14 protein-coding genes are annotated in these 15,593 nt (G+C 62.6%); 5 read left to right on the top strand and 9 right to left on the bottom strand.

Annotated features, from left to right (window positions below):
- Window positions 1-25: 25 nt before the first annotated feature.
- Entirely contained in the window at window positions 26-1,501 is a 1,476-nt protein-coding gene (gene rhlB, locus FIV38_RS00280) for an ATP-dependent RNA helicase RhlB (protein ID WP_092238130.1), read from the bottom strand.
- Window positions 1,502-1,597: 96 nt separating this feature from the next.
- Window positions 1,598-2,254, bottom strand: a complete 657-nt coding sequence (locus FIV38_RS00275) for an alpha/beta hydrolase (RefSeq protein WP_029297932.1) — start codon at window positions 2,252-2,254, stop codon at window positions 1,598-1,600.
- Window positions 2,255-2,597: 343 nt separating this feature from the next.
- Here FIV38_RS00275 and FIV38_RS00270 point away from each other — a divergent pair, with 343 nt between their 5' ends.
- From FIV38_RS00270 to FIV38_RS00250, 5 genes are all read left to right on the top strand, one after another.
- On the top strand, window positions 2,598-3,629 hold the full coding sequence (locus tag FIV38_RS00270; protein ID WP_092238127.1) for an amino acid ABC transporter substrate-binding protein: 1,032 nt from the start codon (window positions 2,598-2,600) through the stop codon (window positions 3,627-3,629).
- A 72-nt stretch (window positions 3,630-3,701) separates the two neighbouring features.
- Complete coding sequence (locus tag FIV38_RS00265) at window positions 3,702-4,883, top strand: amino acid ABC transporter permease (protein ID WP_092238124.1); 1,182 nt, start codon at window positions 3,702-3,704, stop codon at window positions 4,881-4,883.
- Window positions 4,884-4,893: 10 nt separating this feature from the next.
- Window positions 4,894-5,991 (top strand): amino acid ABC transporter permease, encoded by a 1,098-nt coding sequence (locus tag FIV38_RS00260; RefSeq protein ID WP_029297939.1) that lies wholly within the window; start codon window positions 4,894-4,896, stop codon window positions 5,989-5,991.
- Window positions 5,992-6,002: 11 nt separating this feature from the next.
- Window positions 6,003-6,767 carry an amino acid ABC transporter ATP-binding protein gene (locus FIV38_RS00255; protein WP_029297941.1) on the top strand — a complete coding sequence of 255 codons (765 nt, stop codon included), beginning with the start codon at window positions 6,003-6,005 and terminating at the stop codon, window positions 6,765-6,767.
- Window positions 6,768-7,283: 516 nt separating this feature from the next.
- Window positions 7,284-8,540, top strand: coding sequence for a CynX/NimT family MFS transporter (locus tag FIV38_RS00250; protein WP_092238121.1), 1,257 nt, complete (start codon window positions 7,284-7,286; stop codon window positions 8,538-8,540).
- Here FIV38_RS00250 and FIV38_RS00245 read toward each other — a convergent pair.
- From FIV38_RS00245 to FIV38_RS00215, 7 genes are all read right to left on the bottom strand, one after another.
- Window positions 8,537-9,181 carry a DUF1120 domain-containing protein gene (locus FIV38_RS00245; protein ID WP_092238118.1) on the bottom strand — a complete coding sequence of 215 codons (645 nt, stop codon included), beginning with the start codon at window positions 9,179-9,181 and terminating at the stop codon, window positions 8,537-8,539. The two genes, FIV38_RS00250 and FIV38_RS00245, sit on opposite strands and share 4 nt — an antisense overlap.
- Window positions 9,182-9,204: 23 nt before the next feature.
- A complete protein-coding gene (locus FIV38_RS00240) occupies window positions 9,205-10,341 on the bottom strand; it encodes a DUF1120 domain-containing protein (protein ID WP_092238115.1) in 1,137 nt (378 codons plus the stop codon).
- Between the two features lie 11 nt (window positions 10,342-10,352).
- On the bottom strand, window positions 10,353-12,704 hold the full coding sequence (locus tag FIV38_RS00235; RefSeq protein ID WP_167362654.1) for a fimbria/pilus outer membrane usher protein: 2,352 nt from the start codon (window positions 12,702-12,704) through the stop codon (window positions 10,353-10,355).
- A 184-nt stretch (window positions 12,705-12,888) separates the two neighbouring features.
- Window positions 12,889-13,593 (bottom strand): fimbria/pilus chaperone family protein, encoded by a 705-nt coding sequence (locus FIV38_RS00230; RefSeq protein ID WP_092238111.1) that lies wholly within the window; start codon window positions 13,591-13,593, stop codon window positions 12,889-12,891.
- A gap of 38 nt (window positions 13,594-13,631) precedes the next feature.
- Window positions 13,632-14,303 (bottom strand): DUF1120 domain-containing protein, encoded by a 672-nt coding sequence (locus FIV38_RS00225; protein ID WP_092238108.1) that lies wholly within the window; start codon window positions 14,301-14,303, stop codon window positions 13,632-13,634.
- A 2-nt stretch (window positions 14,304-14,305) separates the two neighbouring features.
- Window positions 14,306-14,929 (bottom strand): DUF1120 domain-containing protein, encoded by a 624-nt coding sequence (locus FIV38_RS00220; RefSeq protein ID WP_092238105.1) that lies wholly within the window; start codon window positions 14,927-14,929, stop codon window positions 14,306-14,308.
- A gap of 36 nt (window positions 14,930-14,965) precedes the next feature.
- On the bottom strand, window positions 14,966-15,586 hold the full coding sequence (locus tag FIV38_RS00215; protein ID WP_092238103.1) for a DUF1120 domain-containing protein: 621 nt from the start codon (window positions 15,584-15,586) through the stop codon (window positions 14,966-14,968).
- Window positions 15,587-15,593 lie beyond the last annotated feature (7 nt).

Here is a 15,593-nt window from a genome sequence, read left to right as displayed (position 1 = left end):
ACATAAGCCCGCTCCTGCACCCGTTTTAAGGGCGTTTGCGCTCCACGGCCCGCAACAGGTGCGTCGGCGGCGTTTCGCAACTGATCTTGCGGCCCAGCAGCGTCTCGATCGATGGCAACTGGTACGAGTCATCTTCCCCGGCAAAGCTGATCGACACACCCGCAGCGCCGGCACGCCCGGTACGGCCGATCCGGTGCACGTAATCGTCCGGTACTTCCGGCAGGGTGAAGTTGATGACGTGGCTGATGCCGTCGATATGAATCCCACGGCCTGCCACATCGGTGGCCACCAGCACGCGGATCTTGCCTTCGCGAAAGCCTTCCAGGGTCTTGATCCGCTTGTGCTGCGGCACATCACCGGACAACTGCGCAGCATTGACGCCATCGCGCACCAGGCGTTCTTCAATGCGCCGCACTTCGTCCTTGCGGTTGGCAAACACCATGACCCGCTCCCAGCCGTTATCGTTGACCAGGTTGTAGAGCAGCTTGTATTTGTCGGCACCGGCCACGGCATAGATATGCTGTTCGACGTTTTCGCTGGCGACGTTCAGCGCTTCGATCTCGACGATGGACGGGTCGGTGGTCCACTGCTTGGCGAGGTTCATCACGTCTTCGGTGAAGGTCGCAGAGAACAGCAGGGTCTGGCGCTCGTTTTTCGGTGGGGTCTGGCGAATGATCTGGCGCACTTGCGGGATAAAACCCATGTCGAGCATGCGGTCGGCTTCGTCCAGCACCATCACCTCGACCATGTCCAGGTGCACGTCGCCGCGCTGGTTGAAGTCGAGCAAACGGCCCGGGGTGGCGACCAGGATGTCGCAGTGCCGCGCTTCCAGGTGCTTGAGCTGTTTGTCGAAGTCCATGCCGCCCACGAACGTCATGACGTTGAGGCCGGTGTACTTGGTCAGGTCGGCGGCGTCCTTGGCGATCTGTACCACCAGCTCCCGGGTCGGGGCGATGATCAGGGCCCGAGGTTCACCCATGTAGCGCTCTTTGGGCGGCGGGGTCTGCAGCAGTTGGGTGATGATCGAGATCAGGAACGCAGCGGTCTTGCCGGTACCGGTCTGGGCGCGGCCGATGGCGTCTTTGCCGGCCAGGGTGAAGCCCAATACCTGTGCCTGGATCGGCGTGCAGTACGGGAAGCCCAGGTCCTGGATGGCGTGCATCAGTTCCGGGGCCAGCTTGAAGTCGTGAAAGCGCGTCTTGCCCTCTTGGGGCTCGACCACGAAGTCTTCCAGCTTCCACGGCTTTACCACCGGTTTTGGCGCGCGTTCGCGGCGCGGCTTTTCCGCACGCGCGGGTTCTTCTGCGGGCTGGGCGGCGACGGGTGCCGGGACAGCAGGCTTTACGGGCGGCGGTTTTGGCGAGGTAACAGGCGCTGTTCGGCCAGGCTGTTTACCGTCGTTGCGGCTGCCTGACGTCTGGACAGGGGCGCTGGGAACAGGGGCGAGTGGTTCAGCCTCGCTTTTACCGAACATCTTCTTGAGTGCTTTGAGCACGGTCATCTCATCAATTGGTTAAGGAATGTACGCCGGCCAGTGTAATGCAAGAATCGGGCGCGGCGTAGTGCGTTGGTCATGCGGCTACACAATGGTCGGTTTTCAGCCCAGGCGGCCGGCCAACCAGGTGCCGATGTCGCGGATTTCTTCGGGTAACACTTCGTGACCCATTGGGTATTCCTGCCATGTCACGGTGATACCGCGCTGCTTTAAATGCTCATAGGCGCTGCGGCCCATGGCATTGAGCACCACTTCATCGTGCTGGCCGTGCAGGCACAGGGCCGGAATGCGCTGTTGGCTGGCGGACAGTTCCAGCTCATCGCTGAAAGTGGGTGCATAGGTGGAGAGGGCAAGCACGCCACCCAGGGCCCCTTGCCATTTCACAAACGCGGCGTGCAGGACCACGGCGCCACCCTGGGAAAAACCGGCGAGGAAAATTCGCGAGGCGTCTATCCCGCTGGCTTTTTGTTGCTCGATCAAATCGATGACCATTCTGGCCGATTCATCCAGCTGCTCACGGCTGATGGCCCGCGCCGGGCTCATGGCCAATATGTCGTACCAGCTTGGCATCTCGTAGCCCCCATTGATGGTCACCGCGCGGGTCGGTGCCTGGGGCAATACGAAGCGTGTGGACAGCAAGGTTTCCTGCAGCGCTTCGGCCACCGGCAGGAAGTCGTAGCGATCGGCACCCAGGCCATGCAACCAGATGACGCAGGCATCTGCGGGCTTGGCGGGCTGAAGAATCAAGGGGTCGGTCATGTGTGCTCCAAAAATGTGCGTGCGCGCCGATGGGAGGCGTCGGGGCAGTGCGTGGACGGTGGATCAGTTAACAGGATGTCGCATGGTTGACTGTTTTGCGACAGATCCTGGGCGCAAACGGCTCAGCCGACACTCTGGTACGGCGCTTGCTATGTGTAGGTCGATGTCAGAACTATCCGGGACGGTAACACTATCAGTGACTGCCGCCTCTGGGATAGCCGCTGCAATGACAGCGACAGCCTCTGCTGCTTGACCCCAAAAAAAGCCAACACGGGTCGATATCGCCTCACAAGGGTGGGCAGGGGTTCGAGCTCCGACACAACAAGAGCAACTGGAGGTTTGAATGAAGGTATTGAAGTCCACCCTGGCCATCGTGACCGCGGCGACCGTATTAGGGATCAGTGGCCTGGCCCAGGCCGGCGCCACCCTGGATGCAGTGCAGAAGAAAGGTTTTGTGCAATGTGGCGTCAGCGACGGCCTGCCGGGTTTCTCGGTGCCGGATGCCAGCGGCAAGATCCTCGGGATCGACGCTGACTACTGCCGCGCCGTGGCCGCTGCCGTGTTTGGCGATGCGACCAAGGTCAAGTTCAGCCAGTTGAATGCCAAGGAGCGTTTCACCGCGCTGCAATCGGGCGAAGTCGACATCCTGTCGCGCAACACCACCATGACCAGCTCCCGCGATGCGGGCATGGGCCTGAAATTCTCGGGCTTTATCACCTACTACGACGGCATCGGCTTTCTGGTCAACAGCAAGCTGGGCGTAAAAAGTGCCAAGGAACTGGACGGTGCAACCATCTGCATCCAGGCCGGTACCACCACCGAGCTGAACGTTTCCGACTACTTCCGTGGCAACAACCTCAAGTACACCCCGATCACCTTCGACACCTCCGATGAAAGCGCCAAGTCCCTGGAGTCCGGGCGCTGCGACGTGCTGACCTCCGACAAGTCGCAACTGTTTGCCCAGCGCAGCAAGCTGGCCGCGCCGAAGGACTACGTGGTGCTGCCGGAAACCATCTCCAAGGAGCCCCTGGGCCCGGTCGTGCGTAATGGCGACGACGAGTGGCTGGCCATCGTGCGCTGGGTAGGCTACGCCATGCTCAACGCTGAAGAAGCCGGTATCACCTCGAAAAACGTTGAAGCCGAAGCCAAGGCCACCAAGAACCCGGACGTCGCGCGTCTGCTCGGTGCTGACGGCGAATACGGCAAAGACCTGAAAGTGAAGAAGGATTGGGTCGTACAGATCGTCAAGCAGGTCGGTAACTACGGCGAAGTGTTCGAGCGCAACCTGGGCAAGAGCACTCCCCTGGAAATCGACCGTGGCCTGAACGCGCTGTGGAACAACGGTGGCATTCAATACGCACCCCCTGTGCGCTGATCGCTGATGGTTCTATCACCCGGTGGGCCAACCGCCGGGTGATGTTCTGTTCCATTATTTCTGGGGCACTCAATGCAAACTCAAATCGGCGCACCCAAGCAGAAGCTCAGCTTCAGCGATCCCAAAGTGCGCGCGTGGCTATTTCAGATCATCACCATCGTCGCGGTGGTTTCGTTGGGCTGGTATCTGTTCAACAACACGCAAACCAATCTTCAGCACCGGGGCATTACCTCCGGCTTTGACTTCCTGGAGCGCAGTGCCGGGTTTGGCATCGCTCAGCATTTGATCGACTACACCGAATCGGACAGCTATGCCCGGGTCTTTGTGATCGGCCTGCTCAACACGTTGCTGGTGACCGTGATCGGTGTGGTCCTGGCGACGCTGCTCGGTTTCATCATTGGGGTGGCGCGTCTGTCACCGAACTGGATGATCAACAAACTGGCGACGGTGTATGTGGAAGTGTTCCGCAATATTCCGCCGTTGTTGCAGATCCTGTTCTGGTACTTCGCGGTCTTCCTGACCATGCCGTTGCCGCGCAACAGCCACAACTTGGGCGATACATTCTTTATGAGCGCCCGGGGCCTGAATATGCCGGCGGCGCTGGCGGCTGACGGTTTCTGGCCGTTTGTGGCCAGTGTCGGGGTGGCCATCGTGGCAATCGTGCTGATGGCGCGTTGGGCCAACAAGCGCTTTGAAGCCACCGGCGTACCGTTCCATAAGTTCTGGGCGGGTCTGGCGCTGTTCATCGTGATTCCGGCGTTGTGCGTCTTGATCTTCGGTGTGCCGCTGCATTGGGAAATGCCAAGGCTTGCGGGTTTCAACTTTGTCGGTGGCTGGGTGTTGATCCCCGAACTGCTGGCACTGACCCTGGCGCTTACCGTCTACACCGCCGCGTTTATTGCCGAGATCGTGCGCTCGGGCATTGAGTCTGTGAGCCACGGCCAGACCGAAGCCGCGCGCTCCCTGGGCCTGCGTCCGGGGCCTACGCTGCGCAAGGTCATCATCCCGCAAGCGCTGCGGGTGATCATCCCGCCGCTGACCAGCCAATACCTGAACCTGGCGAAAAACTCATCCCTGGCCGCCGGCATCGGCTACCCGGAAATGGTCTCGCTGTTTGCCGGCACGGTGCTCAACCAGACCGGCCAGGCCATTGAGGTCATTGCCATCACCATGAGCGTGTACCTGGCGATCAGCATCAGCATTTCCCTGTTGATGAACTGGTACAACAAGCGCATTGCGCTGATCGAGCGGTGAGGAAACCTGCATGACTTCCCATATTTTCAAACCTGACATGCCGCCACCGAACAAAGTGTTCGGGCCGATGGCGTGGATGCGCGCCAACCTGTTCTCCAGTTGGTTCAACACCCTGCTGACGTTGCTGGCGATCTACCTGGTCTACCTGGTGGTGCCGCCGATTTTGCATTGGGCGATCCTCGACGCCAACTGGGTCGGCACCACCCAGGCCGATTGCACCAAGGAGGGCGCCTGCTGGGTGTTTGTCCAGCAGCGCTTCGGGCAATTCATGTATGGCTATTATCCCGGCGACCTGCGCTGGCGCGTAGACCTGACCGTGTGGCTGGCGATCGTCGGCGTGGCGCCGCTGTTCATCTCGCGTTTTAAACCCAAGGCGATTTATGGCCTGGGCTTTCTGGTGTTGTACCCGATCATTGCCTTCTTCCTGCTGCACGGCGGGATCTTTGGCCTGACCAACGTCGCGACCAGCCAATGGGGCGGCCTGATGCTCACCTTGGTGATCGCCACCGTCGGTATCGCTGGCGCCTTGCCGCTGGGTATCGTGCTGGCGTTGGGGCGGCGCTCCAATATGCCGGCGATTCGCGTGATCTGCGTGACCTTCATTGAGTTCTGGCGCGGCGTGCCGTTGATCACGGTGCTGTTCATGGCGTCGGTGATGCTGCCGCTGTTCCTGCCTGAAGGCATGAACTTCGACAAGCTGCTGCGGGCGTTGATCGGCGTGATCCTGTTCCAGTCGGCCTACGTGGCAGAAGTGGTGCGCGGTGGCTTGCAGGCCATTCCCAAAGGCCAGTACGAAGCCGCGGCGGCGATGGGCCTGGGTTACTGGCGCAGCATGGGCCTGGTGATCCTGCCGCAAGCGTTGAAGCTGGTGATACCGGGCATCGTCAACACCTTTATCGCGCTGTTCAAGGATACGAGCCTGGTGATCATCATCGGCCTGTTCGACCTGCTCAACAGCGTCAAGCAAGCCGCCGCCGACCCGAAATGGCTGGGCATGGCTACTGAAGGCTATGTGTTCGCGGCCCTGGTGTTCTGGATTTTCTGTTTTGGCATGTCGCGCTATTCCATTCATTTGGAACACAAGCTCGACACTGGCCACAAGCGTTAGGAGTTGTTGTTATGAGCGAAGCGATCAAACAGCCGGTGAGCCCTGAAGGCATTATCCAGATGCAGGGCGTCAACAAGTGGTACGGCCAGTTCCATGTACTGAAAGACATCAACCTCAACGTCAAGCAGGGCGAGCGCATCGTGCTGTGCGGCCCGTCGGGTTCGGGCAAGTCCACCACCATCCGCTGCCTCAACCGCCTGGAAGAGCACCAGCAGGGGCGCATTGTGGTCGATGGCGTGGAGCTGACCAACGACCTCAAGCAGATCGAAACCGTGCGCCGCGAAGTGGGGATGGTGTTCCAGCACTTCAACCTGTTCCCACACCTGACCATCCTGCAGAACTGCACGTTGGCGCCGATGTGGGTGCGCAAGATGCCCAAGCGCAAGGCCGAGGAAATTGCCATGCACTACTTGGAGCGCGTGCGCATCCCGGAGCAGGCCCACAAGTTTCCGGGGCAATTGTCCGGCGGCCAGCAACAGCGCGTGGCGATTGCCCGGGCGTTGTGCATGAAGCCCAAGATCATGCTGTTCGATGAGCCGACCTCGGCCCTCGACCCGGAGATGGTCAAGGAGGTCCTCGACACCATGATCGGCCTGGCCGAAGACGGCATGACCATGCTCTGCGTGACCCACGAGATGGGTTTTGCGCGCACCGTGGCCAACCGCGTGATCTTTATGGACAAGGGCGAAATCGTCGAACAGGCGGCGCCGAACGATTTCTTCGACAACCCGCAGAACGACCGGACCCGGTTGTTCCTGAGCCAGATCCTGCATTAACCCACCCCACTGTGGCGAGCCTGCTTGCTTGTGGCGAGCGGGCTTGTTGTGGCGAGCGGGCTTGTCGGAACGCCGCATCGCCCGCGCTGGGTTGCGCAGCAGCCCCAAACCTCCCCCCTGGTTACACCTGACACTCCTCGGTGATGCTCTTTGGGCTGCTGCGCAACCCAGCGCGGGCGATGCGGCGTTCCGACAAGCCCGCTCGCCACAGCAAACCTGCGTGAACCCGTCGAACAGTCGGCGCCGGTTGTTTCTCAGCCATATTCTGCTTTGATCTAACCCCCCACTATGGTGAGCCTGCTTACTTGTGGCGAGCGGGCTTGTCCCGCGCTGGGCTGCGCAGCAGCCCCAAGAGCATCACCGAGGAGTGTCAGGTGTAACCGGGGGGGGTGGGGCTGCTACGCAACCCAGCGCGGGACAAGCCCGCTCGCCACAACAAGCCCGCTCGCCACAAGGTGGTGCAGGGCATTACCATGGCTCCCTCGCGCGCAATCCCGCCTTGAACCCGAGAGCACCATGCCCCGCCCAGAAAACGCACTTGAAGAATTGCTGATCGACGCCGAAGCCGATGATGACCAGGTGCAGCACAGTCAGCCGGTCGTCAACCGGGCCTGGCTGTTGCTGCTGGGGTTGGTGCTGGTGGCGTTGAACCTGCGCCCGGCATTGTCGAGCATGGCGCCGTTGCTCAACGACGTGTCCGAAAGCCTCGGCCTCTCGGCGGCCAGGGCTGGGTTGCTGACGACGCTGCCGGTCCTGTGCCTGGGCCTGTTTGCGCCGCTGGCGCCGTTCCTGGCCCGGCGCTTCGGCGCCGAACGGGTGGTGCTGGGGATTTTGCTGACACTGGCGGCGGGGATCATCCTGCGCAGTTCGTTGGGCGCTGTCGGGCTGTTCGCCGGCAGCCTGCTGGCCGGGGCCAGTATCGGCATCATCGGCGTGCTGTTGCCCGGGATCGTCAAGCGTGATTTCGCCCGGCATGCAGGGGTCATGACCGGTGTCTACACCATGGCCCTGTGCCTGGGCGCGGCGCTTGCCGCCGGGGCTACGGTGCCGTTGAGCCAGCATTTTGGCGACAGCTGGAAAATCGGCCTGGGCTTCTGGATGGTGCCGGCATTGCTGGCGGCGCTGTGTTGGTTGCCTCAGGTCGGACAGAAACAGGGTACCCATCAAGTGGCCTATCGGGTGCGCGGTTTGCTGCGTGATCCCCTGGCCTGGCAAGTGACGTTGTACATGGGCCTGCAATCCTCCCTGGCCTACATCGTGTTTGGCTGGCTGCCGTCGATCCTGATCGACCGTGGCTTGAGCGCGACCCAGGCCGGGCTGGTGCTGTCGGGATCGGTGATCGTGCAACTGGCCAGTTCCCTTGCGGCACCGTGGCTGGCCACCCGCGGCAAGGATCAGCGCCTGGCCATTGTGGTGGTGATGCTGCTGACCCTCGGCGGCCTGTTCGGTTGCCTGTATGCGCCGCTCGACGGCCTGTGGGGCTGGGCGATTGTCTTGGGCCTGGGGCAGGGCGGTACGTTCAGCCTGGCGCTGACCCTGATCGTGCTGCGCTCACGCGATGCCCATGTGGCCGCCAACCTGTCGAGCATGGCCCAGGGCGTCGGCTACACCCTGGCGTCCCTCGGCCCGCTGGCGGTCGGTCTGGTACACGACTGGACCGGTGGCTGGGCGGTAACCGGCTGGATTTTCGCGCTGCTGGGTGTGGGGGCGATCATCGCTGGCCTCGGTGCCGGGCGCGCCCGTTATGTTCACGTCGCCAGCGAGAGACTCTAGAGGTACACCACTTCCAGAGTCGCCGAGCCATCGAGGTCGGTTTCAACGCTCAAGTCCAGGTTTTTCCGGGCATTGATAACGGTGCTGATTTGTACTGTGGTGTTGAGGGTGGCAATTGCCGTCGGCCCGGCGGTACTGCCCTCGGTGTCGGTGAAACCCAGGTAGCTGGTGGCGCCAATGTCGATGGGGTTCAGGTTGGCCGTGCGCCAGCCCAGGCCGCCGGTGGTGGACTCGGTGCCGTAGATCTGCGCGTTGCTGTCCGCCTGGGTCTGGCGCGGGTCGAAGCTCATGGAGTAGAGGCCGAGCCGATTGCCCGCCGTGTCGAATCCCAGGCCGTAGTAGATTTCGCTGTTGACCGTGGCCGACCCGTCGCGGTTGTCGCGCATGCGCAAGGCATAGCGGCTGGGCCCGTTGCAGTCGATGCTGACCTGCAGGGTTTTGAGCGGCAGACGCGTGCCTTGCTCCAGATTCAAGTCTTGGCGGGAAATCTTGCCGTAGTCGATTAGGCCACTGCCGGATAACAGCGGCGTACAGGCGCGGGGAATGATCTGGCCCTGGACGCTCAGGTCGACCACCGACACGGCCACCGCCGATTGAGCGCAGGTCAGAAACAGCAGGCTGGTTAGGGCAACGGTTTTCATGGCGCATACCTCGCAGGGGCAAGTCACAGGTAGATGATTTCGATGGTGCCGGAGCCGTTGATATGGACCACCTGGCGCAGGTCCAGCGACTGCATGGGAGCCAGGTAAGTCTTGATCCGCACGGTGCCGGCCAGGGTCTGGATAGCCACTGGGCCGGTACTCAGGCCGCTTTTGTCGGTAAAGCCCATGTAGCTGTTGGCCGCCATCGGGATCTGGCGTGCGCTGGAGTTGCTCCAGGCGGCGCCGTTGCTGGTGGAGTCGGTCCGGTACAAGGTGCGCAGGGTATCGGCGCTGAACTCGGCGGGGTCGATGGTCAGGTAAAAACGCCCGATTTTGTTATGGCTGGCGTCCAGGTCCAGCCCATAGGCGGTTTCATCGGTGCCGCCGGTGGCCGAGCCGTCGCGGTTGTCATGCATGCGCAGGGCGAAGCGCGTCTGTGCATCGCAGGTGACACTCAAGCGCAGGGTGCGGATGGGCAATGGCGTTTCGGTGGTGGGGTTGAGGTTCTTGGCAAACAGGATGCCGTAGTCCACTACTCCCTGGTCCGACAACGCCGGCTGGCAGGCGACGGGGGCAAAGTGCGCACGCAGCGTCATCTCGCGGTAGCGCCCATGACTGGCGCTGTAGAGCATGCCGGGGACTTCCCAGGTGGTGGCATCGCGCACCCGGGTAGCTTCGGGGTCGGCCCAGGCGCGCAAGGTCAATTGCAGCGACAGGGTTTTGCCCATGCGCACGGCACCGTGTTCTATCGGCGCGATGCCATGCCCGGTGCGCCAGGTGAGCGTGCTGGCGCTACTCACTGGCGGCTGGCCCATGGCAGCAATCAGCCCCAGCTCCACTGCCTGCCCGTCGAGTACGCCGTGACTGACCTCGATTTCGTAGCTGCCGTGCTCGGTAAACTGCAGGCGTTCAGCGGAGGCCGCCAGGGCACGGTAGAACAGGCTCAAGTCGTCGGCCTGGGGGCAACTGAACGTCAAGTTCAGCCGCCGCTCGCCCAGCAGGCGTTCGGGCGCGCTGTCGTTTTGGGCCAGGCGGCTCATCAAGCCAAAATCCACCGTGGGTTCGCTGAGGTTGAGTTGGCATTCCTCCAGCCCATGGGCGCTGCCGGCAATGCCGATCAATAGCCATAAACTCAGGTGGTGCAAGCGGGGAAGGGGCATGGCAGTCGTCCTCAAGGCGCGTGGCAACGGGCCGGGGCAGTTTCGAAGTACACCGAGGGGTCGGCCTTTTGCGCCAGCGTGTAGCGCAAAAGGCAGCGTTGACCTCCCGGCGAGGTTATCCACAGGGGCGGTTGATCGAGCACATTGGGCAGGAATACTTGGCTGCCTTCCTGGACCAGGGTGACGAACTCGCCCTCGGCAGTACTCACTGACGCGCCCGAGGGCAGTGGCGCGCCGTGGTCAGTGCTGACGGTCAGCAAGACGCGGCGGGTCAGGCTGACGCCAAAGTCCACCCGGTCCACTGCGCCGCGCCCGGCCTGGATCATCGCCAGGCCGTTACTGATGTCGGCGTTGCGCGGCAACGAGCGGGTCTGGACTTCCACAGGGCTGCGGCCATAGGCGCTGACTTGCGGCACCACGGCCTGGCCTTGCCAGTCGGTCCACACCGGGCCGCTGGGGGTACTGATGCGGATGCCGCCCATCTGGCCCACCGTCACCAGGGCGAAGGTATCGCGCACCGGATACGGTGAAAACGTGACGCCACCGTCATGCATCACCACCCCACCGCGCGCGCCGCCCTGGTAGCTGGAACGCTGTGCATCGGAGCGGCTGTAGCTCAAATCCAACTGGCTGTAGCGCGGCAATGCCGAGAGGCCCACGCTGGTTTCGACCTGACGATCGCGCGAGTCACGCTCGGCGCTGACCCGGTAGCTGAGTTGCTCGTCGATCTGTTCGGTCAGCCCCAGGCCGCTGCGGTTTTCGCCAGCGCTGTGGCGTACCCAGCCGCGCACCCGGCGCTGCTCGCCCAGCGGTGCGCTGATGTTCAGGTACACCGCGTTGTCTTGTTGCTGGGCCCCGCCCATTTGCCATTCGGCACTGGCCGATAGCGACACTGCGCCGATGTTGCTGCCCCAGGACATCAGGGCCCGGCTGCTGCTGTCCCCGGCGAAGTTGGCCGAGCGCGACAGCCCGGCGCTGAATGCGCCCAGCCAGGGATGGGACCAGCCCAGGTTGACGCTTTGTTGATCGCGATAGCGTGAGCGTTGCGAGTGCTGGTTGCGCGCGTAGGTGCTTTCTTCCAGCTCGCGATAGCCTGCGCTGCGCCAGGAGTTACTGGTGCTGAAGGACCACTGGTCATTCAGGCGCTGGGCCCAGGAAAGATCCGTCTGCACCCCGGACACCTTTTCCCGCCCATCGGCATTGGACAGTTGCGTCGACAGCTGGACCTGGCTGTCCAGCCACGGTAGCCAGCCCAGGCTCAAGCCTGCGGAGCGGTACTCGCTGGCAGCCAAGACGCCGCTGCCCAGGGTCAGTTGCGGATGCACGGCCGCTGTCCAGCCGGCGCTCACCACCCACGGGTCGTCACCCTGGGCATCGCCGACATTGCGAACCCGCCCGGCGGCCACCGAGTAGCCCGGCGCCGGCAACCCGAGGCCGAGCATGGCCGCCGGCACGTTGAAGCGCCGCTCGCCACCGACGCTTTCTTTGACCGTGACCTCGACGTCCGAACGGGTATTGAGACGGCGCACATCGTTCAGCGAAAAAGGCCCGGCGGGCACTACGGTGGAATGAATCAGCACGCCGTTCTGCCGCACCTCCACTTGCGCCGGGCTGTTGGCGATACCTTCGATCACGGCGCTCTGGCCTTGCTCTTGAAGGGCGTGCTCGGTGAGGACCTGGACGCCGGTGATCTGCGCCCCGGATAACACTGGGTTGTACAGGCTGATCTGCCCGGCCTGGAGCACCGCCTGATGGCTGGCGAACGTGCGTTGGGCGTAGGCCTCCAGGTGCGTGCTGCGGGACTGGCCCTCCTGCCAGGTCTGCACTTGGCGGCTGCGTACGATCCAGTCGCCGGCGTTGAATCCCACTTCGGTGTTGGCCGAGCCAAAACGGCTGGCGTCATCGCCATAGCGGTTGTAGAAGCCTGTGAGGTCGTAGTTGAGCAAGCCGGCGAAGCCGCCGGTTTCATAGCCTGATATGTCTTGCAGCACCGGACGCAAGGCTTCGGTGGGCACCACCAGCGCTACGCTGAGTGTGGCCGGGTCCGGTTCCACCAGAGTCTGGGGAAATTGCGCGAGGAAGGCGTGGCAGTGCTCGGTGTCGTCCGGGATTCTCAGGTTTGCGGCGTCGAGCAAGGCCCGGTCGAAGCACAGGTTGCCCTGTTGATCGAAACTGACCTCCAGCCGGCCACGCCCCTGGCCGTTGACCCGCAGGCTGACTGCATGCTGCCCGGCGGCAAAACGCGGGGCGTCCAGCAGCAGGCTGGCCAACTGCGGATCAATGCCACGCTGATGCAGGGTCTGGGCGTCGAAGCCGCTGGCCCAGGTTTGACTCGGCAGTAGCCCCCACAGCAGCAACGCCATTGCAGGTGCTGCGGGCACGGCTACGCCGTCACGGTAATTCAATACTGTTTTCACGCAAGGCACTCAAATGTTCAACGTCCCGGCCCGGTTGTTCCGGTGCTTGCGGGCATTGCGGTGACGGTCGATGCGCCGTCACTTGCTTAAGCCAGGCGCCGCTTCGTGGCAGGCGCCTGCAGGTGTCCAGTCAGAGGCTCAGAGGTGCTTCGTAAGCCTTGACGGCAAAGCCGTACACCGTGGCCGGTTGCAGCCTGACTTTAGTGGCCGGGCCGCCAGTGGCCGGGACGCTCAATTTTTCGCCCGGCAACACATAGGTGCGCGGCAGCATCGCCTTGCCGTCGCCGGGCAGCAGCCGCAGATCCTGGGCCAGGCGCACCACATAGGGGGTGTCATTGCGTACGTGCAACCGGCCGTCGCGCAGGGTCCAGGTCAGGTCGGTCCAGGGCGTGCGGTTGAGTGGCAGGCCCTTGGGATGCACGATCACCGGCAGGTTCTGGCGCACGGTCACGCCGACGCGGGCGTGCCCGGCAGCAGGGGCGGCGCGGCCCTGGGGCATGCCTTCGAACACGGCCCGCTTGAGCCGTTGGGTGAGCAGCGGTGTTTGGTTTTGCAGGATGAAACGCACCAGCTGCGATTTGGACGCTTCTACCCGCGATAACGGCGGCGTCACCACCAGCAACGGCTCGGTGTCTTCGGGAATGTCTTGCAAGGTGACGTGCAGCAGCGACAGTTTGCTGTCGGTATTGGTCACCGACACGGCGGCTTCGCCATCGGCTTCGTAAACGATCACCACCGAGGTGTCGGGCACCATGCCGTCGGCTTTGACTTGATTGCCGAGCACAAGCAGCAAGGCAATGAGACCGGCAGCGGTGGTTGAGAGGGTCGTGGTCATGACAGCAGGTTCCGTTGGTGCAACAAAAAGGGCGCGAATCAGAGGTAGCGCAGATCCAGGACGATGGAGCCATCCAGCGGCACTTCCTGATCCAGGGTCAGGAGGCGTGCGGCATTGATGGAGGTGTCGACCCACAACTGGGTGAACAGCTGGCTGATGAAATCCGGCTGGCGGTCGCCCGGCAGGGCAAAGCCCATGTACGCGTGGGGATGGGCGCCAGCCTGGGGTGTCCAGGTTTCGCCGTTGTCGCTGGAGGCCAGCACCTGCATCGGCTGTAAATCGCCGAGGGCTGCGCGATAGGACAGCTTCACGGCTCCCAGCATCTGGTCCGGGGCGTAAATGTTGACGCCCAGGCCGAACGTGTCGGGGGCCGGCGCGGAGTCCTGGCGGTTGTCGATGCCCACCAGCGCAAACAGCATCGGCCTTTCGCAGATCACCGTCAGGTCCAGCCTCTGGCTGGGCAGTACCGTGGGTTCGTGGGTATTGAGCTGGTGGGTCGGGATCTCTCCATGCTCGATGGTGCCCAGGTCGGACAGCTCGATATGGCAGGCATCCGGCGTCAAGCGACCGGTCACCGTGAGGTCGACATGGGACAGCGCATTGGCCTGTGTCGTGATTGCCATACACAGCAGCACGGCTGCAACGTGGGCGATCACTGGCACAGGTGAGCGCCGCCCATGCCCGCAAGCGTTCTGGGCATGGGCGGCCATGGTTACAGGTACTTCACTTCGAGGGTGGCCGAGCCGTCGATGGTCACCTCATTGCTCAAGTCCAGGGAGTCGGTGCGGGCGATTGACGTGCGTACTTCCAGGCCTACCCGCAGCTCCTTGACCGGCAGCGGCTGAGTGTCGTCGTCCATCGAGGCGACCGACATGTACAGACTCGGCTCCCAGGCACTTTCCCGGTACCAGGTCTTGCCCTGATCGCCGGAGGCAATCGGTTGCACCACCACGCCGTCTTCAGCCACCGGGTTGAGCAGGCTCAGGGTGTACCAACCGAGTTTCTGGTTATCGTTGATAAAGCCCAGGCCGTAGTCACTGGGCATCGCTGCCGAGGCGGCGCGGTTGTCGATGGCATGCAGGGCGAACAAGACGGGGGCGTCGCAGTTGACCGTCATGTTCAGCAGGTGCGTGCCGATCAGCGTTGGGTTGTCCGCTCGCAAGTCCTTGGCGGAAATCTTGCCGTGATCGATCACCCCGCTACTGGAGAGGCCGGGAACGCAGGCGGCAGGAATAATCTTGCCCCTGACGACCAGTTCGACGGTCGAGGCGGCAAAGGCGGTGGCGCTACCCAGCAGCAGGGCGCTGGTGGCAAGCGTGGTCAATAGGGTTTTCATCGGAGGAGCTCCTTTTAAATGGGCCTGTTCAAGCCATCAGAGGTAATTGACTTGCACGGTGACGTGGCCATCCAGAGGGACTTCGTCAATAAGCGTCAGGCCGTCGGCGGGGGCAATGTGGGTGAAAAGCGCCAATTCCGCGTCCAGGTTCTGCACGGCAATGGGTACCAACTCGCGGCCTGCAGCGACGGCCGTCAGCGACATCGGGCTTATTACTGCGGCGGGGTGCCAGGTCACGCCGCCGTCGGTTGAAATAATCGAGTTGCGGCTTACGCCGTCGGCTATGAGCCCGTAGAAACCAAAGCCTGTACCCCCCAGCTTTTCACCGTCGGGGGTCATACCCAGGCCGTGATACATGTCGTGGTGAGCCGAGGAGCCCGAGCGGTTATCAATGCTGTTGAGCGTAAAAAAGGTCGGGCCATCGCAGTGCACATTCAACAGCAGCCTTTCATCTGGCAGAGGGGTGTAAGAATCGCTGTTGAGTTGCTTGACGGATATTTTTCCGAAGTCGACCATCCCATCACTGGAGACCAGCGGCTCACAAGCGCTGGGGGTGATCGAGCCCTTGATGGCCAGCTCTGTGTCACTGGCGGCCAACGCCACTGACGCGGTGGCGTACAACAGTGCAACCAGAGGTACTGCGCTGGAGAGTTTCATTCGATGG

Origin of the sequence: Pseudomonas proteolytica, from assembly GCF_007858275.1 — a bacterium.
Classification (GTDB): Bacteria; Pseudomonadota; Gammaproteobacteria; order Pseudomonadales; family Pseudomonadaceae; genus Aquipseudomonas; species Aquipseudomonas proteolytica.
Note: the sequence above shows the minus strand (reverse complement) of the source record. Positions and strands in the feature narration are given on the sequence as shown.

Bases quoted from the DNA above. Each gene is read 5' to 3' on its own strand.
- FIV38_RS00235 (WP_167362654.1), bottom strand. From the start codon at position 12,704: ATGGCGTTGCTGCTGTGGGGGCTACTGCCGAGTCAAACCTGGGCCAGC.
- FIV38_RS00255 (WP_029297941.1), top strand. From the start codon at position 6,003: ATGAGCGAAGCGATCAAACAGCCGGTGAGCCCTGAAGGCATTATCCAG.
- FIV38_RS00260 (WP_029297939.1), top strand. From the start codon at position 4,894: ATGACTTCCCATATTTTCAAACCTGACATGCCGCCACCGAACAAAGTG.
- FIV38_RS00220 (WP_092238105.1), bottom strand. From the start codon at position 14,929: ATGAAAACCCTATTGACCACGCTTGCCACCAGCGCCCTGCTGCTGGGT.
- rhlB (WP_092238130.1), bottom strand. From the start codon at position 1,501: ATGACCGTGCTCAAAGCACTCAAGAAGATGTTCGGTAAAAGCGAGGCT.
- FIV38_RS00215 (WP_092238103.1), bottom strand. From the start codon at position 15,586: ATGAAACTCTCCAGCGCAGTACCTCTGGTTGCACTGTTGTACGCCACC.
- FIV38_RS00250 (WP_092238121.1), top strand. From the start codon at position 7,284: ATGCCCCGCCCAGAAAACGCACTTGAAGAATTGCTGATCGACGCCGAA.
- FIV38_RS00270 (WP_092238127.1), top strand. From the start codon at position 2,598: ATGAAGGTATTGAAGTCCACCCTGGCCATCGTGACCGCGGCGACCGTA.
- FIV38_RS00240 (WP_092238115.1), bottom strand. From the start codon at position 10,341: ATGCCCCTTCCCCGCTTGCACCACCTGAGTTTATGGCTATTGATCGGC.
- FIV38_RS00245 (WP_092238118.1), bottom strand. From the start codon at position 9,181: ATGAAAACCGTTGCCCTAACCAGCCTGCTGTTTCTGACCTGCGCTCAA.
- FIV38_RS00275 (WP_029297932.1), bottom strand. From the start codon at position 2,254: ATGACCGACCCCTTGATTCTTCAGCCCGCCAAGCCCGCAGATGCCTGC.
- FIV38_RS00230 (WP_092238111.1), bottom strand. From the start codon at position 13,593: ATGACCACGACCCTCTCAACCACCGCTGCCGGTCTCATTGCCTTGCTG.
- FIV38_RS00265 (WP_092238124.1), top strand. From the start codon at position 3,702: ATGCAAACTCAAATCGGCGCACCCAAGCAGAAGCTCAGCTTCAGCGAT.
- FIV38_RS00225 (WP_092238108.1), bottom strand. From the start codon at position 14,303: ATGGCCGCCCATGCCCAGAACGCTTGCGGGCATGGGCGGCGCTCACCT.